Source organism: Acinetobacter sp. S4400-12, from assembly GCF_024129495.1.
Taxonomy (GTDB): domain Bacteria; phylum Pseudomonadota; class Gammaproteobacteria; order Pseudomonadales; family Moraxellaceae; genus Acinetobacter; species Acinetobacter lwoffii_C.
The window spans coordinates 55,930-72,596 of the sequence record NZ_JAMXYB010000004.1 but is presented as its reverse complement, the minus strand read 5'-3'; the positions used below and the strand labels follow the sequence as shown (position 1 = coordinate 72,596).

Sequence of the window (16,667 nt, the reverse complement as noted above, 5' to 3'; positions counted from 1 at the left end):
TAAGGAGACGAAATTATGTGGTACTTTGCATGGATTCTCGGTATTTTGATGGCATGTTTCGCTGGTGTACTCAGTGCACTTTATATCGAACATCATCAAGATCTGGATGAGGAATAAAACATGACTCAAACTGCGATAGAAAATCAGGCAGACAAGAAACCGAACAAGTTTGCGATGATGATTTCCTGCCTATTGGCCTTTCCTCTCGCAGCGGTCCTACTGGTGCATCCTGCAGCAATGCTGGATGCCAATGGTGAATATAGCCACAGTGCCATGATGTACATCATGATTGGCATTTCAGGCGGCTTTGTTCATGGTGTGGGTTTTATGCCCCGCCACTGGTTCTGGAAATGGCTATTTAGCCCGTTTCTGGCCTGGCCTTTAATGATCTGGGGTTATTACACCTGGTTCCTGAGTTAAATGTTTAACTGCAAAAACAAAGCCCTCAATTGAGGGCTTTTCTATTTTTAGAGTTCTATATCCTATGCGCTTAAAGCTGCTTGCTGTCTAATTTTAACAGTTAACGATGCGTATGAATTGACATGACAATACCCATCCCGGCCAGCAAAGAAATTACAGCGGTTCCGCCATAACTCATGAGCGGTAGAGGGTCACCCGTTACAGGTAAAATTCCGCTGACCATGCCCGAGTTTAAAAATACAAAAAAGAAAAAAGTCAGCCCTGTTGCACCCGCATAAAGTCGGCCAAAATTATGAAAACTTTGCAGACCGATCATCAAACAGCGAATAATAATAGCGCTAAAGAGACTAAATAATAAAAATACCCCAATAAAACCAAATTCCTCGGCATAAGTCGACATGATGAAATCGGTGTGATGTTCCGGCAGATACCCTAAGTGCGACTGTGTGCCTTCAGAATAACCCTTGCCGGTCATCCCTCCAGACCCGATGGCAATTTTGGACTGGATAATATTCCAGCCTGCGCCCAGTGCATCAGATTCTGGATCAAATAAAGTCAGCACACGTTTCTTTTGATATTCCTGTAAAAAGAACATCCACAGTAATGGCGCTACGACCGCTAATGCAGCGAATGCCGCAAAAATCAAGCGCCAGGATATCCCACTTAAAAACAGCACAAAAATGCCCGGAATAATCAGCCCGATGTTTAAATCTGGCTGCAATGCAACCAGCACAAACGGAATCATCAGCAAAATCAAGGCACCGATGATATGTACCAGTTTCGGTGGGAACGGCCGCAAAGAGAAGTACCAGGCCATCATCAAAGGCATGGCAAATTTCATCAGCTCACTGGGCTGCATACTGCCAACACCAGGTAAGCTAATCCAACGTGTTGCCCCTAAACGTTTTTCACCAATCACCAAAACCAGCAATAGCATAAAAATCCCAAAGACATAAAAATAGGGACTGGCCGCCTGATAGACTTTTGGAGGAATCTGCGCACAAATAAAGAGCAGCACAAAACCAATCCCGAAACTGATCGCCTGACGTACCACCATTCCTGAATCTTGGGCGGTCGCGCTATACACCACCATCAAACCCAAAATGGCATTTAAGACTAGGAAGCTCAGCAACCAGGGATCAAGATGCAATTTTGCCCATCGAGAGGAATTATGCTTATTTATGCTGCGTCCATCGCGTAAAGCATGACGCAAAAACCGATACTGCTGGGAAGGTATCATTGGCCTAAAAACAGAAAATAAAGGATGGCAAAATTATAAGTTAAAGCAGCCCAGAATAAAGCCTCATAACCGGAATTATTCAGCTTTTCTGAGAATATATTTTAATGACAGAGTATTTTAGCTTTGTGCCGCCAAAATCAGTTTAGCCAGCTCCAGATCATCCGGATAGGTAATTTTGAGATTATCTGAGCGCCCTTGCACCACACATACTGGCTCACCTACATGCTCCAGCGCACTGGCTTCATCTGTAATAGCAGCACCATCTTTCAAAGTCTGCTGAATGGCTCGCTTTAAGCTGCCCAGTCTGGCCATTTGCGGGGTCTGTGCCTGCCACAGCATCAAACGGTCAACGGTATGTTCAATCGCCTGATCTTTGGCCACACGTTTTAGAGTATCTCTTACTGGAATGGCCAAAATGGCCGCCTGATCTTTTTCTATAGCGGTATGAACCAGCATTTCCAAAGACCCCAGGCTGACACATGGACGTGCTGCATCATGCACCAAGACCCAATCATGCTCAGAGGCAATAGCAGATAAATAATCCAGTGCATTAAGCACCGAATGCACCCGCTCGGCACCCCCCAGACAAAAGTGGGCTCTGTCCCGATGGGCCAGTGGTAACGTTTTGGCCACATGATCATTGGCGCCAATCGCCAGTACATAGCCAGCCAATGGTAAATGGTTCAGACGCGCGACCGTATGCTCAAGCACCGTCTGCCCGTGAATCATTTGATATTGTTTCAGTTCTGTTTTGGAAAAACGGCTACCTGAACCTGCAGCTGGAAGAATAACCCACAATTTATGGTGTGACTGTATCAGCTGACTCATTGGTTTTCAGGTCTACCTTAGTATTTGGATGTAAATAAATCGGTTGATATTGAGTACTGATCGTACTCATTTGTATAAATGTTTCATGCGGCTTGATCAAGCCCAAATCTAGTCGTGCATGTTCCTCGATGGCTTCAATACCATTCTTCAAATCATACACTTCTGCTGCAAGAACACGATTACGTTCTTTCAGGTCTTCATTCAATTCCATTTGTTGCTGGATTTTTTGAGTAAGCTGCTGGTGATCTTTATAACCACCCTCACCAAACCAGTATAAATACTGAAACCCTGCGATCAAAATGATCGCAAGGCCCAATAATATTTTACTCATCGTAGAGTCGAATACATTTAACATAAATAGCATTCAATCGCTTAGTTCAAACCTTTGAACTCAGCTTTACCGCGGTACGCAGCATTTGTCAATTCTTCAATACGAAGCAATTGGTTATACTTCGCTACACGGTCAGAGCGGCAAAGTGAACCGGTCTTGATTTGACCTGCTGCTGTACCCACCGCAAGATCCGCAATGGTTGAGTCTTCAGTTTCACCTGAACGGTGTGAAATTACCGTTGTGTAACCATTTTCTTTTGCAAGATAGATCGCATCTAGAGTTTCAGTCAAGGTGCCAATCTGGTTATATTTAATCAGAATTGAGTTACCCACTTTTTCATTGATACCACGTTGCAAGATTTTAGGGTTGGTCACAAACAAGTCATCACCGACCAATTGAATTTTGTCACCCAGAATAGAAGTCAGGTAAGACCAGCCTTCCCAGTCCGATTCATCCAGACCATCTTCAATTGAGATGATTGGGTATTGGTTGACAAGACCTGCCAAATAGTCAGAGAATTGATTGCTGGTAAATGCCTTATTGCCTTCACCTGCAAGAATGTACTGACCATTTTTGTAGAATTCTGAAGATGCACAGTCTAGCGCAAGCATAATGTCAGAACCTGCTTTATAGCCAGTTTGACCAATTGCTTCAAGAATCACAGTGATTGCTTCTTCGTTAGAACGTAAGTTCGGCGCAAAACCACCCTCATCACCTACAGCAGTGTTTAAACCTTTTTTGTTTAATACTGATTTGAGGGAATGGAAGATTTCAGCACCTGCACGTAATGCTTCAGAGAATGAAGTGAAGCCTACAGGCTCAATCATAAATTCCTGAATATCAACGTTATTATCCGCATGAGAACCACCATTGATGATGTTCATCATTGGTACAGGCATAGTTAAAGTGGTTTGACCACGTAAATCCGCGATATATTGGAAAAGAGGAATTTTCTTTTCATCGGCAGCAGCACGCGCAGCAGCAAGAGAAACGGCAAGTGTCGCGTTAGCACCTAATTTTTCTTTGTTTTCAGTACCATCAAGCGCAATCATCGTGTTATCGATATCTTTTTGCTCGAATACTGATTTACCAACCAAAGCATCACGGATTACGGTGTTGACATTATTAACCGCAGTTTTAACACCTTTGCCCAAATAACGTGCTTTGTCGCCATCACGAAGTTCTAAAGCTTCACGAGAACCAGTTGAAGCACCAGAAGGTGCACATGCACGGCCAACTACGCCAGATGCTAAGATTACGTCTGCTTCGATGGTTGGATTACCACGAGAGTCCAAAATTTCACGTGCACGGATGTCAACGATTTGACTCATGAACAATTCCTCAGTTGATTAATAACGAGATGCTTTAGATGGCATCAATAAGTCTATAATTTAATGTGTATCTAGTTTTTGGAAGCCTTTGACCAAGGTATCCAGTTCTTTCAGCTGCGCCAGGAACGGCTCAAGTTGAGACATACGCAATGCGCACGGACCATCACACTTGGCTTTTTCCGGATCTGGATGTGCTTCCAGAAATAAGCCCGCCAAGCCAGTGGCCATACCCGCACGCGCCAAGGTACTAATTTGAGCACGACGGCCACCAGCAGAGTCTGCACGACCACCCGGAGTTTGCAACGCATGAGTGACATCGAAGAATACCGGAACATTCATTTCCTTCATGATGTCAAAGCCCAGCATATCTACAACCAGGTTGTTATAGCCAAATGCTGAACCACGCTCACACAGAATCAGCTTGTCATTCCCGGCCTCCAGACACTTATGCAGAATATGACGCATTTCATGAGGTGCCAGGAATTGTGCTTTTTTGATATTAATAATGGCATCTGTTTTTGCCATCGCTTCAACCAGATCGGTCTGACGACTTAAGAATGCAGGCAACTGGATAATGTCAGCAACTTCCGCCACTGGCTCAGCCTGATACGGCTCATGTACGTCGGTAATAATGGGCACATTGAAATGTTTTTTAATGTCCGCTAACCACTCGATACCTTTTTCCAGACCTGGACCACGAAAAGAGTTCAAGCTAGAACGGTTGGCTTTATCAAAGCTGGCTTTAAATACGTAAGGAATATCCAGACGTTTACAGATATCGACATAAGTCTCTGCAATTTCAAAAGCCAAATCTTTTGACTCAAGTACGTTCATTCCGCCGAATAATACAAATGGCAAATGGTTTGCCATTTGTATATCGCCTAAACGTACAATTTCTTGTGGTTTTAATGATGACATTTAAACTTCCTAGTGCCCTGTCCTGCAATTATTATTGGCTTTTTTGGTGCTGTTTTTTCGCAGCATCAATAAAGCTAGCAAATAATGGGTGACCATCACGTGGTGAACTTGTAAATTCCGGGTGGAATTGTACTGCAATAAACCAAGGATGTGCAGGAATTTCAACAGTTTCCACCAAGCGCTGTATCGGAGAATAACCTGAAACCTTCAGGCCTTTTTCTTCAAGCACCGGGATATAACGGTTATTCATTTCATAACGGTGACGATGACGTTCGATAATTTCTTCCGAACCATACACTTCACATGTCTTTGTGCCCGCAACCAGTTCAGACTTTTGAGCACCAAGTCGCATCGTACCACCCAGATCAGAATCGGCATTACGCTGCTGAACTTCACCGCGCTCATCCAACCATTCAGTGATCAAGCCAATCAATGGAGATTTAGTCGAGCGGTTAAATTCCGTAGACGTGGCATCTTTAATACCCGCAACATTCCGCGCGTATTCAATTACAGCCAGTTGCATACCCAAACAAATACCCAAGAATGGAATGCCATTTTCACGTGCGAACTGAATCGCTTGCATTTTCCCTTCTGTACCGCGCTCACCAAAACCACCTGGAACCAGAACTGCATCTGTATCTTTCAATACGACATTGACGTCCTGACTTTCCAGTTCTTCAGCGTTGACATAGTCAATCTGAACTTTTACACGATTTTGAATGCCAGCATGTAACAGTGCTTCGTTCACAGACTTATAAGCATCTGGAAGTTCAACATATTTACCGACCATCGCAACACGGACAACGTATTCAGGGTTCAGTAAAGTTTCTACCACATTGTCCCAGTCAGTGAGATCTGCTTCTGGAAGATCGGTGTAGCCAAAACGTTCACAGATCAAATCATCAACGTCTTGTTCATAAAAAGTACGCGGAATTTCATAAATCGTACGGGCGTCTTTACACACCACAACTGCACGTGCTTCCACATTGGTGAACAAGGCGATTTTGCGTTTGGTATCTGCATCGACATCATGTTCTGTACGGCAAATAAGGATATCCGGCTGAATACCGATGGACAGAAGTTCTTTAACTGAGTGCTGGGTTGGTTTAGTTTTTAGTTCAGCTGCAGACTTAATGTATGGGAGTAACGTTAAGTGCATCAGCATCGTACGCTTGTGACCAAGTTCAACCATTAACTGACGTACGGATTCCATGAATGGGAGAGATTCAATGTCACCGACTGTACCGCCGATCTCTACGATCGCAACATCATAACCCTCGCCTGCGCGAAGGACACGTTCTTTAATATTGTCAGTAATGTGTGGAATAACTTGTACTGTACCGCCCAGGTAATCACCACGGCGTTCTTTATTCAGAACATCCTGGTAAACACGGCCTGAGGTGAAGTTATTCAGTTTGGTCATTTTCGCACGACGCAAGAAACGTTCGTAGTAACCCAAGTCTAAATCTGTTTCAGCACCATCTTCTGTAACAAAAACTTCACCATGCTGGAATGGGCTCATTGTCCCTGGATCGACATTAATGTATGGATCCATTTTTACCATGGTCACTTTTAAACCACGAGCTTCTAAAAGTGCAGCAACAGAAGCAGCTGAAATACCTTTACCTAGTGATGATACAACACCACCAGTCACGAAAATAAAATGGGTCATTGGGTTTCTCGTACAATCGAGCCTAAATCGGCCTGCAATGTTGCGCAATTTTACTTTACTCTGTACCAATAAAGCAAAGTCAATCCGCATCAATTCATAGAACAATAAACAATTGATTATTTTAACAGCAATTCAAATAAAAAATTACCGTAAGTTCATATGATTTTTATCTGGTATTTTGCTGCTATAATAGTGCAATTCTCTCCACCCTTTTCTGTTTGATGTAATGATGATGAAGAAACTTTTAATCTGTACCGCAATCCTGACAGGTCTTACATTGACCGCCTGTGTAAAAAAAGAAGCTCCGAAAGAAGAAGAACAAGTTGAAGTTACTCCAGCATCAGAAGTTACAACCTCTGAGCCGGCTCAGTTTGAACCACTTGAGCCTGTGGTAGAAGAACCGGCAGTTGAAGAAATTCCACCAGCTGTTGAAGTTCACCGTGAGGAGACTGAAAATACAACTACCGAAATCCGTCGTGAGATCAAACAGCCTGCGCCTGTTGAACCTGCTCCCGCTGCACCTGCAGAGAAACAAGTAGAACCGGCTCCAGCTCCAGAGCGCGCTCCTGTAGCAACACCAAAGTCTGGCTCAGAGACCAGCAAGTCTGAAGATGATGCTGTAGCAGATGCGATTGCTGCGGCAATGCCAGCACTTGAAAATTAATCGGGATTGACTGATTTTAAAAAAACCCAGTGAAAACTGGGTTTTTTATGGTTTAAGCATCAGGCGGGTGCTTTAGATAATTGCAGCAGATAATCCGCCATTAAACGGGTCGCCCAAGAGTCGGTCTGCATTAAGCCTTGATAAAACCCGCAATGACTGCCTTTACGTGTGGTGACCACCACAATATTTGGCATTGACTGAATGACTTCTTTATAAGGTTCCAGATTCTGGATATGACAGACCGGATCATCTTCAGCATTCAAAATCATTAAGGGAATTTTAATATTTTCAAAAACATAAATTGGATTTGTGGCTTTGCTATAACTTTCATAATCCTCAAATCCAGCCAGACAATAATACATTTTTTCAAATTCAGACAGGTCTTTTACCTCAAGCAGTTGCTTCCAGGTCGGATATACCTGCCAGACTTCCTGATAAGGTTGAATAAAGCGCTTAATCAGTTTTTTCGCCATCACCTTACTATAAAACGGATGTACATACGCAAATCCGGTTTCAGTGTTATAGCCCGGGCACAAAGCAAACGCGGCTTTGAGTGGTGTTTGCTCTCCTTCTTCTCCCAGGTAACGCACCAACAAACCGGTACCTGCCGAAGAACCGACGCCATACAGCTCAGATTTCGGAAATTTATCCTGAATATAAAGCAACTGTTCACGTAAATCCTGAGTAGAACCAAACAGGTTCATTTTAGGCACTGGCATCGGCAAGTCCGCATGCCCGCGACGTAAACACAGCGCCACGCGCCAGCCGGTATATTGATGCAAGTCACGTACCAGCTCCCGCATGGACTCAGGAGAGCCTGTAATGGTGTGGAGCAGAACAATAGTGGGCGTTGTTGGCGGCAATTTGAGTCCATACCAGGCAATGCCCGTAATGCCACCATCTGACATGGTCAATTGCTCAAGCACATCATATTGCAGCTTGATAGTTCGTTTTTTAATTAGGTCTAAATATAAAATATGCGCATGTGCATTGGATAACCAGGGTGTCGGACGGTATTTTTGTTTCAATAAGGGTAAGCGTTCAACAACACCCGAGAACACCCCATTGGGGTTGTAATACAAGGTAGGAAGATCTGCGCCGCTAAAACGATCCAAATATTCACTTGAAAGCTGGCCCAGTTTTTTAAGCAACATTTTCATCTGTCTTCCCCTTCTAGTTTTACTATCAGTTGCTACAAACTTTATGTCGACTTGAGTCAATGCCAGAAATTAAGTATTAGCCTGAAAAGCCAGAATCCGCTGGCCCATCTCTAAGGCTAAAGCTTCAAGTCCAGATTTTGGTCGGATCATCACTTCAAAATCAATAATCTTCCCTTCATCATTGAACTGAATCATGTCGATTCCTTTAAGTTTTTTATCGCCGACATTGGCTGAAAACTCAAGTACAACATTGTTACCATCCTCACTGAGAAACTCTCGATGATAGCGAAAGTTTTCAAAGACCTGTATGACGTTGGTCAAAATAAAAAACACCACCTGCTTGCCGGAATAAGGTGTAAATGCCACAGGTGAGCGAAATACCACCTCCTCTACAAGCAGTTCATTCAAGATTGACATATCGCGGCTTTCTAACATTTCATGCCAACGCGTAATAGATTTTTTTATATGTCCGGTGCCCATTTTGGCTTCCTTTTTTGTTATTGAAAAATTAGGCTTCCTCTAGCTGAAGGAAAAAGAACTCATACTTCCTTCTATCCAGTGCCTCTTTCCTTTCAAGAGAGGACTCAGGGAGAGAATTGTTTCCAGCCCCCATCCCTGAATATTAGCTAAGGCCCCCTCCCAACTGCTTATTGGTAAAGGGGGGGGATTTCTTGCCCTTTAAAAGAGGGCTGGAAGGCGATTAAATCGCCGCAGCCAGTTCAGCACCCTGACGAATAGCACGCTTGGCATCCAGTTCACCCGCCTCTTTGGCTCCTCCAATCAGATGCACATTTTTGCCTGCAGCCTTCAGTTCATCAAACATAGCGGTATATGACTCCTGACCTGCACAAATCACCACATGATCCACTTCCAGCAGCATAGGTTTGTCATTCACCGTGATATGCAGTCCCTGATCATCAATCTGGTTATAACTGGCGCCCGCGATCATTTTTACATCACGATGTTTTAAGCCGGTGCGGTGAATCCAGCCGGTAGTTTTACCCAGACCTGCACCAACTGAAACGGCTTTACGCTGTAATAAATAAATATCACGATTTGATTTTTCCAGTTCTGGCGCTTTCAGGCCGCCTACCTGGTTATATTCGGTATCAATCCCCCATTCATCATAGAATTTTTGCGGGTTAACACTGCCGCTTTCACCTTCGTGACTCAAGTATTCTGCGGTATCGAAGCCAATTCCTCCGGCACCGATAATCGCGACCCGCTGACCTACCGGCTTACGCTCTTTCAGCACGTCCAGATAAGACAGTACTTTAGGATGGTCAATACCCGGAATCGACAACTGGCGTGGTGTTACTCCAGTTGCCACTACAATGTCATCAAAACTTGAGCTGACAAGTTCTTCAAAACTGGCGCTATGATTCAGCTTTAATTTAATACGCGGCTGAAGTTCAATCTGTCGTTTGAAATAACGTAAGGTTTCATAAAACTCTTCCTTGCCCGGAATGGTTTTGGCTATATTAAACTGTCCACCAATCTGCGCCGCTGCCTCAAATATGGTCACGTTATGCCCACGATTGGCAGCATAGACTGCGAAACTCAGACCGGCCGGGCCAGCGCCAATTACGGCAATATTTTTTGCGTCATTAACTTCTTTAAAAATTAATTCAGTTTCATAGCAAGCTCGCGGATTGACCAGACAGGTGGCAACTTTCATCGAGAAAATATGGTCCAGACAAGCCTGATTACAGCCGATACAGGTATTAATTTCATCACTGCGCCCCTGCTCTGCCTTGAGGACAAATTCAGAGTCAGCCAGCATCGGACGTGCCATGGAAATCATGTCGGCATCACCCGAGGCCAGTACATATTCGGCCATTTCAGGCGTATTGATCCGGTTAGAGGTGATCAGCGGAATATTAACCAGACCTTTCAGCTTGCGTGTTACCCAAGTAAAGGCTGCTCGTGGCACTTTGGTGGCAATCGTAGGGATACGTGCTTCATGCCAGCCAATTCCGGTATTGATAATCGTTGCACCAGCTTTTTCAATTTCTTTTGCCAGCTGAACCACTTCTTCCAGCGTTGAGCCACCCTCGACCAAGTCCAGCATAGAAAGACGATAAATAATAATAAAGTTCTCACCGACTTTTTCACGGGTACGGCGAACAATCTCGATCGGGAAACGAATGCGGTTTTCATAGCTCCCCCCCCACTCATCATCACGGTGATTGGTACGTGCGGCAATAAACTCATTGATCAGATAGCCTTCTGAACCCATGATTTCTACGCCATCATAACCGGCATACTGAGCCAGTCCGGCGCAGTTAGTAAAATCATCAATGGTTTGCTGCACTTCTGCAGAAGTTAAAGCATGCGGTTTTACCGGATTAATAGGGGCCTGAATAGGTGACGGTGCCACATTTTCAGCCTGGTAGGAATAACGCCCGGTATGCAGAATCTGCATGGCAATCTTACCTCCCGCCTCATGGACGGCCCGGGTAATCACTTTATGCTTTTCTGCTTCTTCAATTGTGTCGAGCTTGGAGCCACCTTGAAAGGTCACACCATGATCATTGGGGGAAATCCCGCCTGTAACGATTAAAGCCACACCACCTTTGGCACGCTCCGCATAAAAGGCTGCCATCCGCTCATAGCCACCTGGTACTTCTTCAAGACCTACGTGCATTGACCCCATCAATACCCGGTTTTTTAAAGTGGTAAAGCCCAAATCCAGTGGGGCAAGTAAGTTGGGATATTTAGACATTTCTACTCCTGAGCGTGCGTTTATGCTGGCTATTGTTTTACAAGCTGACCATTTTCTCCCTCAACCATCAGCTTTAATGCAACTTGTTGCACTATTTTATATGTCAGAATTGATTTTTATGCAACATGTTGCATAATAATCCTGAGTCATTTTTTGAGACGTCTATGTCTTTAGCCCACGTTCTGCTGACCAGCCTGATTGAAAAACCCAGTACCGGTATTGAACTGGCACGCCGTTTTGACCGTTCCATGGGATTTTTCTGGAATGCCACCCATCAGCAAATTTATCGTGAATTAAATGCCATGTTAGGCAAAGGCTGGATTTCCACCCTGAAAGAAGAAAATGCCCAGTCACGTAAAAAAACCTATCAGGTCGAACGTCTGGGCCGTGAAGAGCTGACCAGCTGGATGCTTGAGCAAAGTCCGCCAGCACAATTGCGTGAAGAATTAATGGTACGTTTACGGGCCGAAGCGCAGCTTGGAGGCAATAGCACCTTGCCTGAACTGGAACGCCACCTGAAACTGCATAAAGAAAAATTAAAGACCTATCAGCAGATTTTTGCCAAGGATTTTGCCCAAGCCGATGAAAATGACCGTACCTTGTATATTCACAAAATGATTCTGCAACTGGGTATTGATCAGGAAACGGGCTGGATTCACTGGTTAGAACAGCTCATTCCGCGTCTTAAACAATTTTAAGGTAATTACAATAAAATACACCCTGGAGTATAGCCATGCCTTTTTATACCATGCCCGATGCTGAACAACTGTTTGTCCGCGAATACGGTCAGGGACAACCGGTGCTGGTATTATCCGGTCTGGGCATGCTGAGCTGGCAATGGGCTGCTTTTCTCTATCCGCATCGAAAAAATTTCCGTTTTATTATTCCTGAATGGCGTGGCTTTGGCGCATCCGGCAACTGCAAAATCCCGTCCGATCTGGATGCCATTTCCAGTCACTGGCAAGATGTACGTTCGGTTCTAGCCCAGTTAAATCTGGACAAACTCATGGTAATTGCTTATTCCATGGGTGCCACGACGGCGATGCATGGCCTGCATTATGATCACTTTGCCCAACATATTTCCGCCTATTTACATATTGATCAATCCCCTAAAATATCGGTAGACGATGCTTGGGCATTTGGACTTTTTGGTTCGCGCCATCAAGAATTTATCGGGATTTTGCAAGAGATTTCCCTGCTTCTGGCTCAGCATGTCCATCTTGGCTCCATCCAGAAGCTGGAAAGCTCAGTACGTGCAGCGCTGGCTGCTCTATGGCTGCGCTTTATACAACTGCAAAATAGACATAAGCTCAGCTTAAAATCCTGTGAATTCATTCTGAGTCAGCCGCGTTTGCAGGGTCTACTGCTTCCCTCTCAGCGCCTAGACTATATGCTGTGGTATATCAACAACTATCTATATCACCGAGAAGACTACCGCACAGCTCTTAGCCAACTCTCTTGTCCGGTGACCTTCTTTAGCGGCGTTCAGTCCAGACTCTATCCCTTTGAAGGTCAACGTTTGATTGCAGAAAGCCTGCCACAGGCCAAACAGGTACTATTTAACAAATCTGGTCATACTCCTTTATTGACTGAACCGGTCAAATTTGCCAAAGAACTGTCCAGATTTCTGAAAGAACATCACCTAGCACCCTCGACAGTAAACTCGTTCGGAACAGCAATTTAACCCAGGAGAATGGCGATGAAAAAACTGGTGGTCTTTTCCGGTGCAGGCATAAGCGCCGAAAGCGGAATTAATACTTTTCGTGACAGTGATGGGCTTTGGGAACAATATCGCATTGAAGAGGTCGCCACCCCTGAGGCCTGGGCTAAAAATCCAGAGTTGGTACAACGTTTTTATAATGCACGGCGTAAAAATATTCTGGAGGCACAGCCCAATATTGCCCATCAGCACATTGCCCGCTTAGAAAAAAATTATGATGTCTACGTCATCACCCAGAATATTGATGACTTACATGAACGTGCGGGCAGCTCCAAAGTCATCCATTTACATGGCAACATCCGACTGGCCAAAAGCTCTGGTCCGGACGCAGAAAATACCCGGGAATTCTATTCCGTGGAAGGCGCCGAGCTGAATCTGAACAAGCATTTTTGCAGGCAAGGTTATCCATTACGCCCCCATGTGGTCTGGTTTGGCGAAGCGGTGCCGGCTTATACAGATGCCCAGCTGTGTGTCGCAGATGCAGATATTTTTATCGTGATTGGTACCAGCTTACAGGTCTACCCAGTGGCCGGGTTAATTCATGACATTCCTGCCAGTTGCACCGCCTACTATATTGACCCCAAAGCAGAGCAACAGCATCTTCCTGCCCAGTTTCAGAAAATTGCCAAGACAGCAACCGAAGGCCTGTCGATTTTAGTGAAGCAGTTGCAGTCCTGAACATCAAACGGTACATAGTTGGTTATTGATATAATCATCAAAACAGTCTCTTAGTTTTTAACCTACCCTCATTAGCCCATGTTGCGACCCAACTTATGGCATTTTTGGATAAATATTTTTTAGATGCAGGATCGATAACAAGCTCTTTTTATGCAGCAAACAATATGTTAAACAATTAATTATTTAAAAAATTTTAGTTATAGTTTGCTACACCCAACTACATTTATAAGCATCAATAAGGATAAATGTATCATCCCGTTTTTATGATACATGTGACTTATCTAAGAGTGATAAATGAAAAATTAGTGGTAGCTGCTTATACGGAACGGTTAAATTCTTCATCAATGAAGACAGTTATACAAGGTATCTCTGTCATTGCAGCTGATGTCGTCAATAAAGTGGTACAGGAGCAGACTCATCTACTTTGCTGAATGAAAGATTATTTGATTGGGTTTCTGGTATAGATTCTATTGGAATATTTAGACAAGACTCAGGTTTTACTTCTTGCTTTTTTACAGGCTGTGGTTCTCCAGTTCCTAAAAAGTTAGAGATAGCTCATTCATATGGATTCCACCTGGATGATTAAAAGAAATGCCAGTAATTAAGAAAAGATGGGCATTCTGTCTTCATCCAAAGGGTAATTGGTCACCTGCAATACAACTAGACTTGGCCTCCTTAGAGTGACCCAGTTGGAGTGGGCTAGCAGTTTATTTTGATTAAGCTAATTTAATAGTTTCTAAAATGAACCCAATACTCTCTATAAAAGCCCTTTAAGAACAAGAGGATTAATATTTTCAAAAAACCTATTCATACCGAATGGGCTTTTCCTATGAGCAACGATGAATCGCGTCATGTTGAATAATTGCCTTGTCCAAATTTTTTTAATCAGCTGCAATTGACACTATGCAACAATCAGACTTTAATCAGCATATTGTTGCATATATGGAATCAAAGAAAATGCTGACGGATCTGGATGACTTTTATTGCTTTGCCCAAGTGGTCGAATATGGCGGCTTCAGTGCTGCTGAACGTGCTACGAATATTCCCAAGTCCAAACTAAGTCGACGCGTTTATAATCTGGAAGAACGTTTGGGCGTCCGTCTGATTCAACGCAGTTCACGCCATTTTGCCGTGACCGACATCGGCATGAATATCTACCGGCATGCCCAGGTCATGCTAAATGCCGCACAGGCTGCACATGATCTGGTGGATCATTTAAGTACCGAACCACGTGGCGTAATTAAAGTCAGTCTGCCAGTTTCAATGGCTCAAAATGAAATGGCCAAAATCCTTCCAGACTTTCTCAAAAAATATCCAGAAATCAAGATTCAGATGCTGGTGACCAATCGTCGTGTCGATATTATCAATGAAGGATTTGATCTGGCCTTAAGGGTTCGATCCAGTCTGAATGATGATCCAAACCTGGTGATTCGCCAGCTTGCCAAACTGGAGCAGCATCTGTTTGCAAGTCAGGGCTATCTAAATCAATTCGGTGATCTTAAAAGCCCTGAGCAACTGGCCGACCACAAAATTCTCAGTATGGTTGAAGAACATAGTGAGCAATTTCTGGTCTTGCAAAATGGACAGCAGCAAAAGAAAATCCAGGTTAGCCCAACCGTATGCGGTTCAGACCTAAACATGTTGACCCAGCTGGCCGCCTCGGGATGTGGCGTGGCCTTATTGCCGGATCACGTCGTCGAACACCATCTACAACGCGGTGAGTTGGTACAGATCTTACCTGAATGGAAAGCAGCCCATGGGATTTCCCATGTTGTTTATCCATCACGTCGCGGCCTGTTGCCTGCGGTGCGGGTATTTATTGACTATCTGGTAGAGCAGCTACAACAGGATTAAAGTTGAGATAAAAGACTTTGAAAGAATTTTCGCTCACATAAAAAAAGCTCATTTTCATTAGAAAATGAGCTGGAAACTACAGGACAGCACTTGAGTGAAAAGAGGAAACATCTAGGCTAAACAAGATGAATATAAGCTCTGTCAAAGCTCGAAACCACTTCTTGCTGTAGTCTTTTGTAGGCTTTCGTCCACAGAATACCGGCTAATGTAAGTTATGTGAGCCGGTGTAATGGGTTACTGTATTTTCATTGGCTATAGCAGAATTTAAATTTCCGGATATTCCCCAGTGCCTTCAGGCCATGGCGATAACAGTTCAAAGCCTGTTTCAGTCACAGCAACCATATGTTCCCATTGCGCAGACCAGGATTTGTCTGCGGTGACTACCGTCCAGCCATCTTTAAGTTCTTTGACTCGTGCTTTGCCCATATTCACCATCGGCTCAATCGTAAAGACCATACCCGGCACCAGCTTAATGCCCTGCCCCGGTTGTCCATAATGGAGAATATTCGGCTGTTCATGATACACCTTGCCAATTCCATGACCACAATATTCTCTGACGATGCTATACCCCTCCCGTGTTGCCACAGTCTGAATGGCATAGCCAATATCGCCCAGTGTTGCCCCCGGTTTCACGGCATGAATACCGGCCACCATCGCCTCATAAGTCGTATTAACCAGACGCTTCGCTTCAGCTGATGGCGTACCGACATAATACATACGGCTGGTATCACCAAAATAACCATCTTTAATAATAGCGACATCAATATTAATAATATCGCCGTCTTGCAAGATGGTTTTGGCAGAAGGAATACCATGACACACCACTTCATTGGGAGAAATACAGGTGGTTTTGGTATAGCCATAATAGCCAATATTGGCAGGTGTCACTTTCAAAGTATTGACAATAAAATCATGGCACAGATCATCCAGATATTCAGTGGTCACCCCTGCTTTCACGTGCGCTCCAATCATCGCCAGAACCTGCGCGGCCAAGCGCCCGGATATGCGCAGTTTTTCAATATCCTGCTCGGTTTTAAGACTAATGGCTGGCGCTCGCATCAATTTATCCTCAATCTGAATCACTCAATTATAGTCCTTTTTAGCTGAGAATGCCGAGGTTCTTGGG

At 44.2% G+C, this 16,667-nt stretch carries 17 protein-coding genes; 7 read left to right on the top strand and 10 right to left on the bottom strand.

Translation table 11 applies throughout. From position 1 onward, the window contains the following. Nucleotides 1-15 precede the first annotated feature (15 nt). Together cydX and NI461_RS03460 are read left to right on the top strand one after the other, a co-directional pair. On the top strand, nucleotides 16-117 hold the full coding sequence (cydX, locus tag NI461_RS03465; protein ID WP_002120988.1) for a cytochrome bd-I oxidase subunit CydX: 102 nt from the start codon (nucleotides 16-18) through the stop codon (nucleotides 115-117). Between the two features lie 3 nt (nucleotides 118-120). Continuing rightward, complete coding sequence (locus NI461_RS03460) at nucleotides 121-420, top strand: cyd operon YbgE family protein (RefSeq protein WP_174659653.1); 300 nt, start codon at nucleotides 121-123, stop codon at nucleotides 418-420. A 100-nt stretch (nucleotides 421-520) separates the two neighbouring features. Here the strand turns inward: NI461_RS03460 and rodA are convergent, their stop codons facing one another. The 6 genes from rodA to NI461_RS03430 form a co-directional block, all read right to left on the bottom strand. Beyond that, nucleotides 521-1,660 carry a rod shape-determining protein RodA gene (gene rodA, locus NI461_RS03455; protein ID WP_151203217.1) on the bottom strand — a complete coding sequence of 380 codons (1,140 nt, stop codon included), beginning with the start codon at nucleotides 1,658-1,660 and terminating at the stop codon, nucleotides 521-523. 117 nt (nucleotides 1,661-1,777) lie between these two features. Beyond that, nucleotides 1,778-2,488, bottom strand: a complete 711-nt coding sequence (gene ispD / locus NI461_RS03450) for a 2-C-methyl-D-erythritol 4-phosphate cytidylyltransferase (RefSeq protein ID WP_174659652.1) — start codon at nucleotides 2,486-2,488, stop codon at nucleotides 1,778-1,780. Continuing rightward, a complete protein-coding gene (locus tag NI461_RS03445; protein ID WP_151203219.1) occupies nucleotides 2,460-2,843 on the bottom strand; it encodes a septum formation initiator family protein in 384 nt (127 codons plus the stop codon). Before NI461_RS03445 ends, ispD begins: the two co-directional genes overlap by 29 nt. Before the next feature lie 17 nt (nucleotides 2,844-2,860). Continuing rightward, a complete protein-coding gene (gene eno / locus NI461_RS03440; RefSeq protein ID WP_151203220.1) occupies nucleotides 2,861-4,150 on the bottom strand; it encodes a phosphopyruvate hydratase in 1,290 nt (429 codons plus the stop codon). A 60-nt stretch (nucleotides 4,151-4,210) separates the two neighbouring features. Continuing rightward, complete coding sequence (gene kdsA, locus NI461_RS03435) at nucleotides 4,211-5,068, bottom strand: 3-deoxy-8-phosphooctulonate synthase (protein WP_151203221.1); 858 nt, start codon at nucleotides 5,066-5,068, stop codon at nucleotides 4,211-4,213. 31 nt (nucleotides 5,069-5,099) lie between these two features. After that, entirely contained in the window at nucleotides 5,100-6,740 is a 1,641-nt protein-coding gene (locus NI461_RS03430) for a CTP synthase (protein ID WP_151203222.1), read from the bottom strand. Nucleotides 6,741-6,966: 226 nt separating this feature from the next. Here NI461_RS03430 and NI461_RS03425 point away from each other — a divergent pair, with 226 nt between their 5' ends. Continuing rightward, a complete protein-coding gene (locus tag NI461_RS03425) occupies nucleotides 6,967-7,404 on the top strand; it encodes a hypothetical protein (protein WP_201798535.1) in 438 nt (145 codons plus the stop codon). A gap of 59 nt (nucleotides 7,405-7,463) precedes the next feature. Here the strand turns inward: NI461_RS03425 and NI461_RS03420 are convergent, their stop codons facing one another. From NI461_RS03420 to NI461_RS03410, 3 genes are all read right to left on the bottom strand, one after another. Continuing rightward, on the bottom strand, nucleotides 7,464-8,564 hold the full coding sequence (locus NI461_RS03420; protein ID WP_174659651.1) for an alpha/beta fold hydrolase: 1,101 nt from the start codon (nucleotides 8,562-8,564) through the stop codon (nucleotides 7,464-7,466). Nucleotides 8,565-8,633: 69 nt separating this feature from the next. Then, on the bottom strand, nucleotides 8,634-9,044 hold the full coding sequence (locus NI461_RS03415) for a nuclear transport factor 2 family protein (RefSeq protein WP_253156600.1): 411 nt from the start codon (nucleotides 9,042-9,044) through the stop codon (nucleotides 8,634-8,636). 220 nt (nucleotides 9,045-9,264) lie between these two features. Next, nucleotides 9,265-11,289, bottom strand: coding sequence for an NADPH-dependent 2,4-dienoyl-CoA reductase (locus NI461_RS03410; RefSeq protein ID WP_151207789.1), 2,025 nt, complete (start codon nucleotides 11,287-11,289; stop codon nucleotides 9,265-9,267). A gap of 164 nt (nucleotides 11,290-11,453) precedes the next feature. Between NI461_RS03410 and NI461_RS03405 the strand changes: the two genes are divergently transcribed. The 4 genes from NI461_RS03405 (at nucleotide 11,454) to NI461_RS03390 (ending at nucleotide 15,541) form a co-directional block, all read left to right on the top strand. Next, nucleotides 11,454-11,987: a PadR family transcriptional regulator gene (locus NI461_RS03405; protein WP_174659649.1), complete on the top strand. Its 534-nt coding sequence runs from the start codon at nucleotides 11,454-11,456 to the stop codon at nucleotides 11,985-11,987. Nucleotides 11,988-12,022: 35 nt separating this feature from the next. Next, complete coding sequence (locus NI461_RS03400) at nucleotides 12,023-12,973, top strand: alpha/beta hydrolase (protein ID WP_174659648.1); 951 nt, start codon at nucleotides 12,023-12,025, stop codon at nucleotides 12,971-12,973. Nucleotides 12,974-12,988: 15 nt separating this feature from the next. After that, nucleotides 12,989-13,687: a Sir2 family NAD-dependent protein deacetylase gene (locus tag NI461_RS03395; RefSeq protein WP_174659647.1), complete on the top strand. Its 699-nt coding sequence runs from the start codon at nucleotides 12,989-12,991 to the stop codon at nucleotides 13,685-13,687. 957 nt (nucleotides 13,688-14,644) lie between these two features. After that, nucleotides 14,645-15,541, top strand: coding sequence for a LysR substrate-binding domain-containing protein (locus NI461_RS03390; RefSeq protein WP_174660567.1), 897 nt, complete (start codon nucleotides 14,645-14,647; stop codon nucleotides 15,539-15,541). A 264-nt stretch (nucleotides 15,542-15,805) separates the two neighbouring features. Here the strand turns inward: NI461_RS03390 and map are convergent, their stop codons facing one another. Continuing rightward, nucleotides 15,806-16,600 (bottom strand): type I methionyl aminopeptidase, encoded by a 795-nt coding sequence (gene map / locus NI461_RS03385; RefSeq protein ID WP_174659646.1) that lies wholly within the window; start codon nucleotides 16,598-16,600, stop codon nucleotides 15,806-15,808. Between the last annotated feature and the right edge of the window lie 67 nt (nucleotides 16,601-16,667).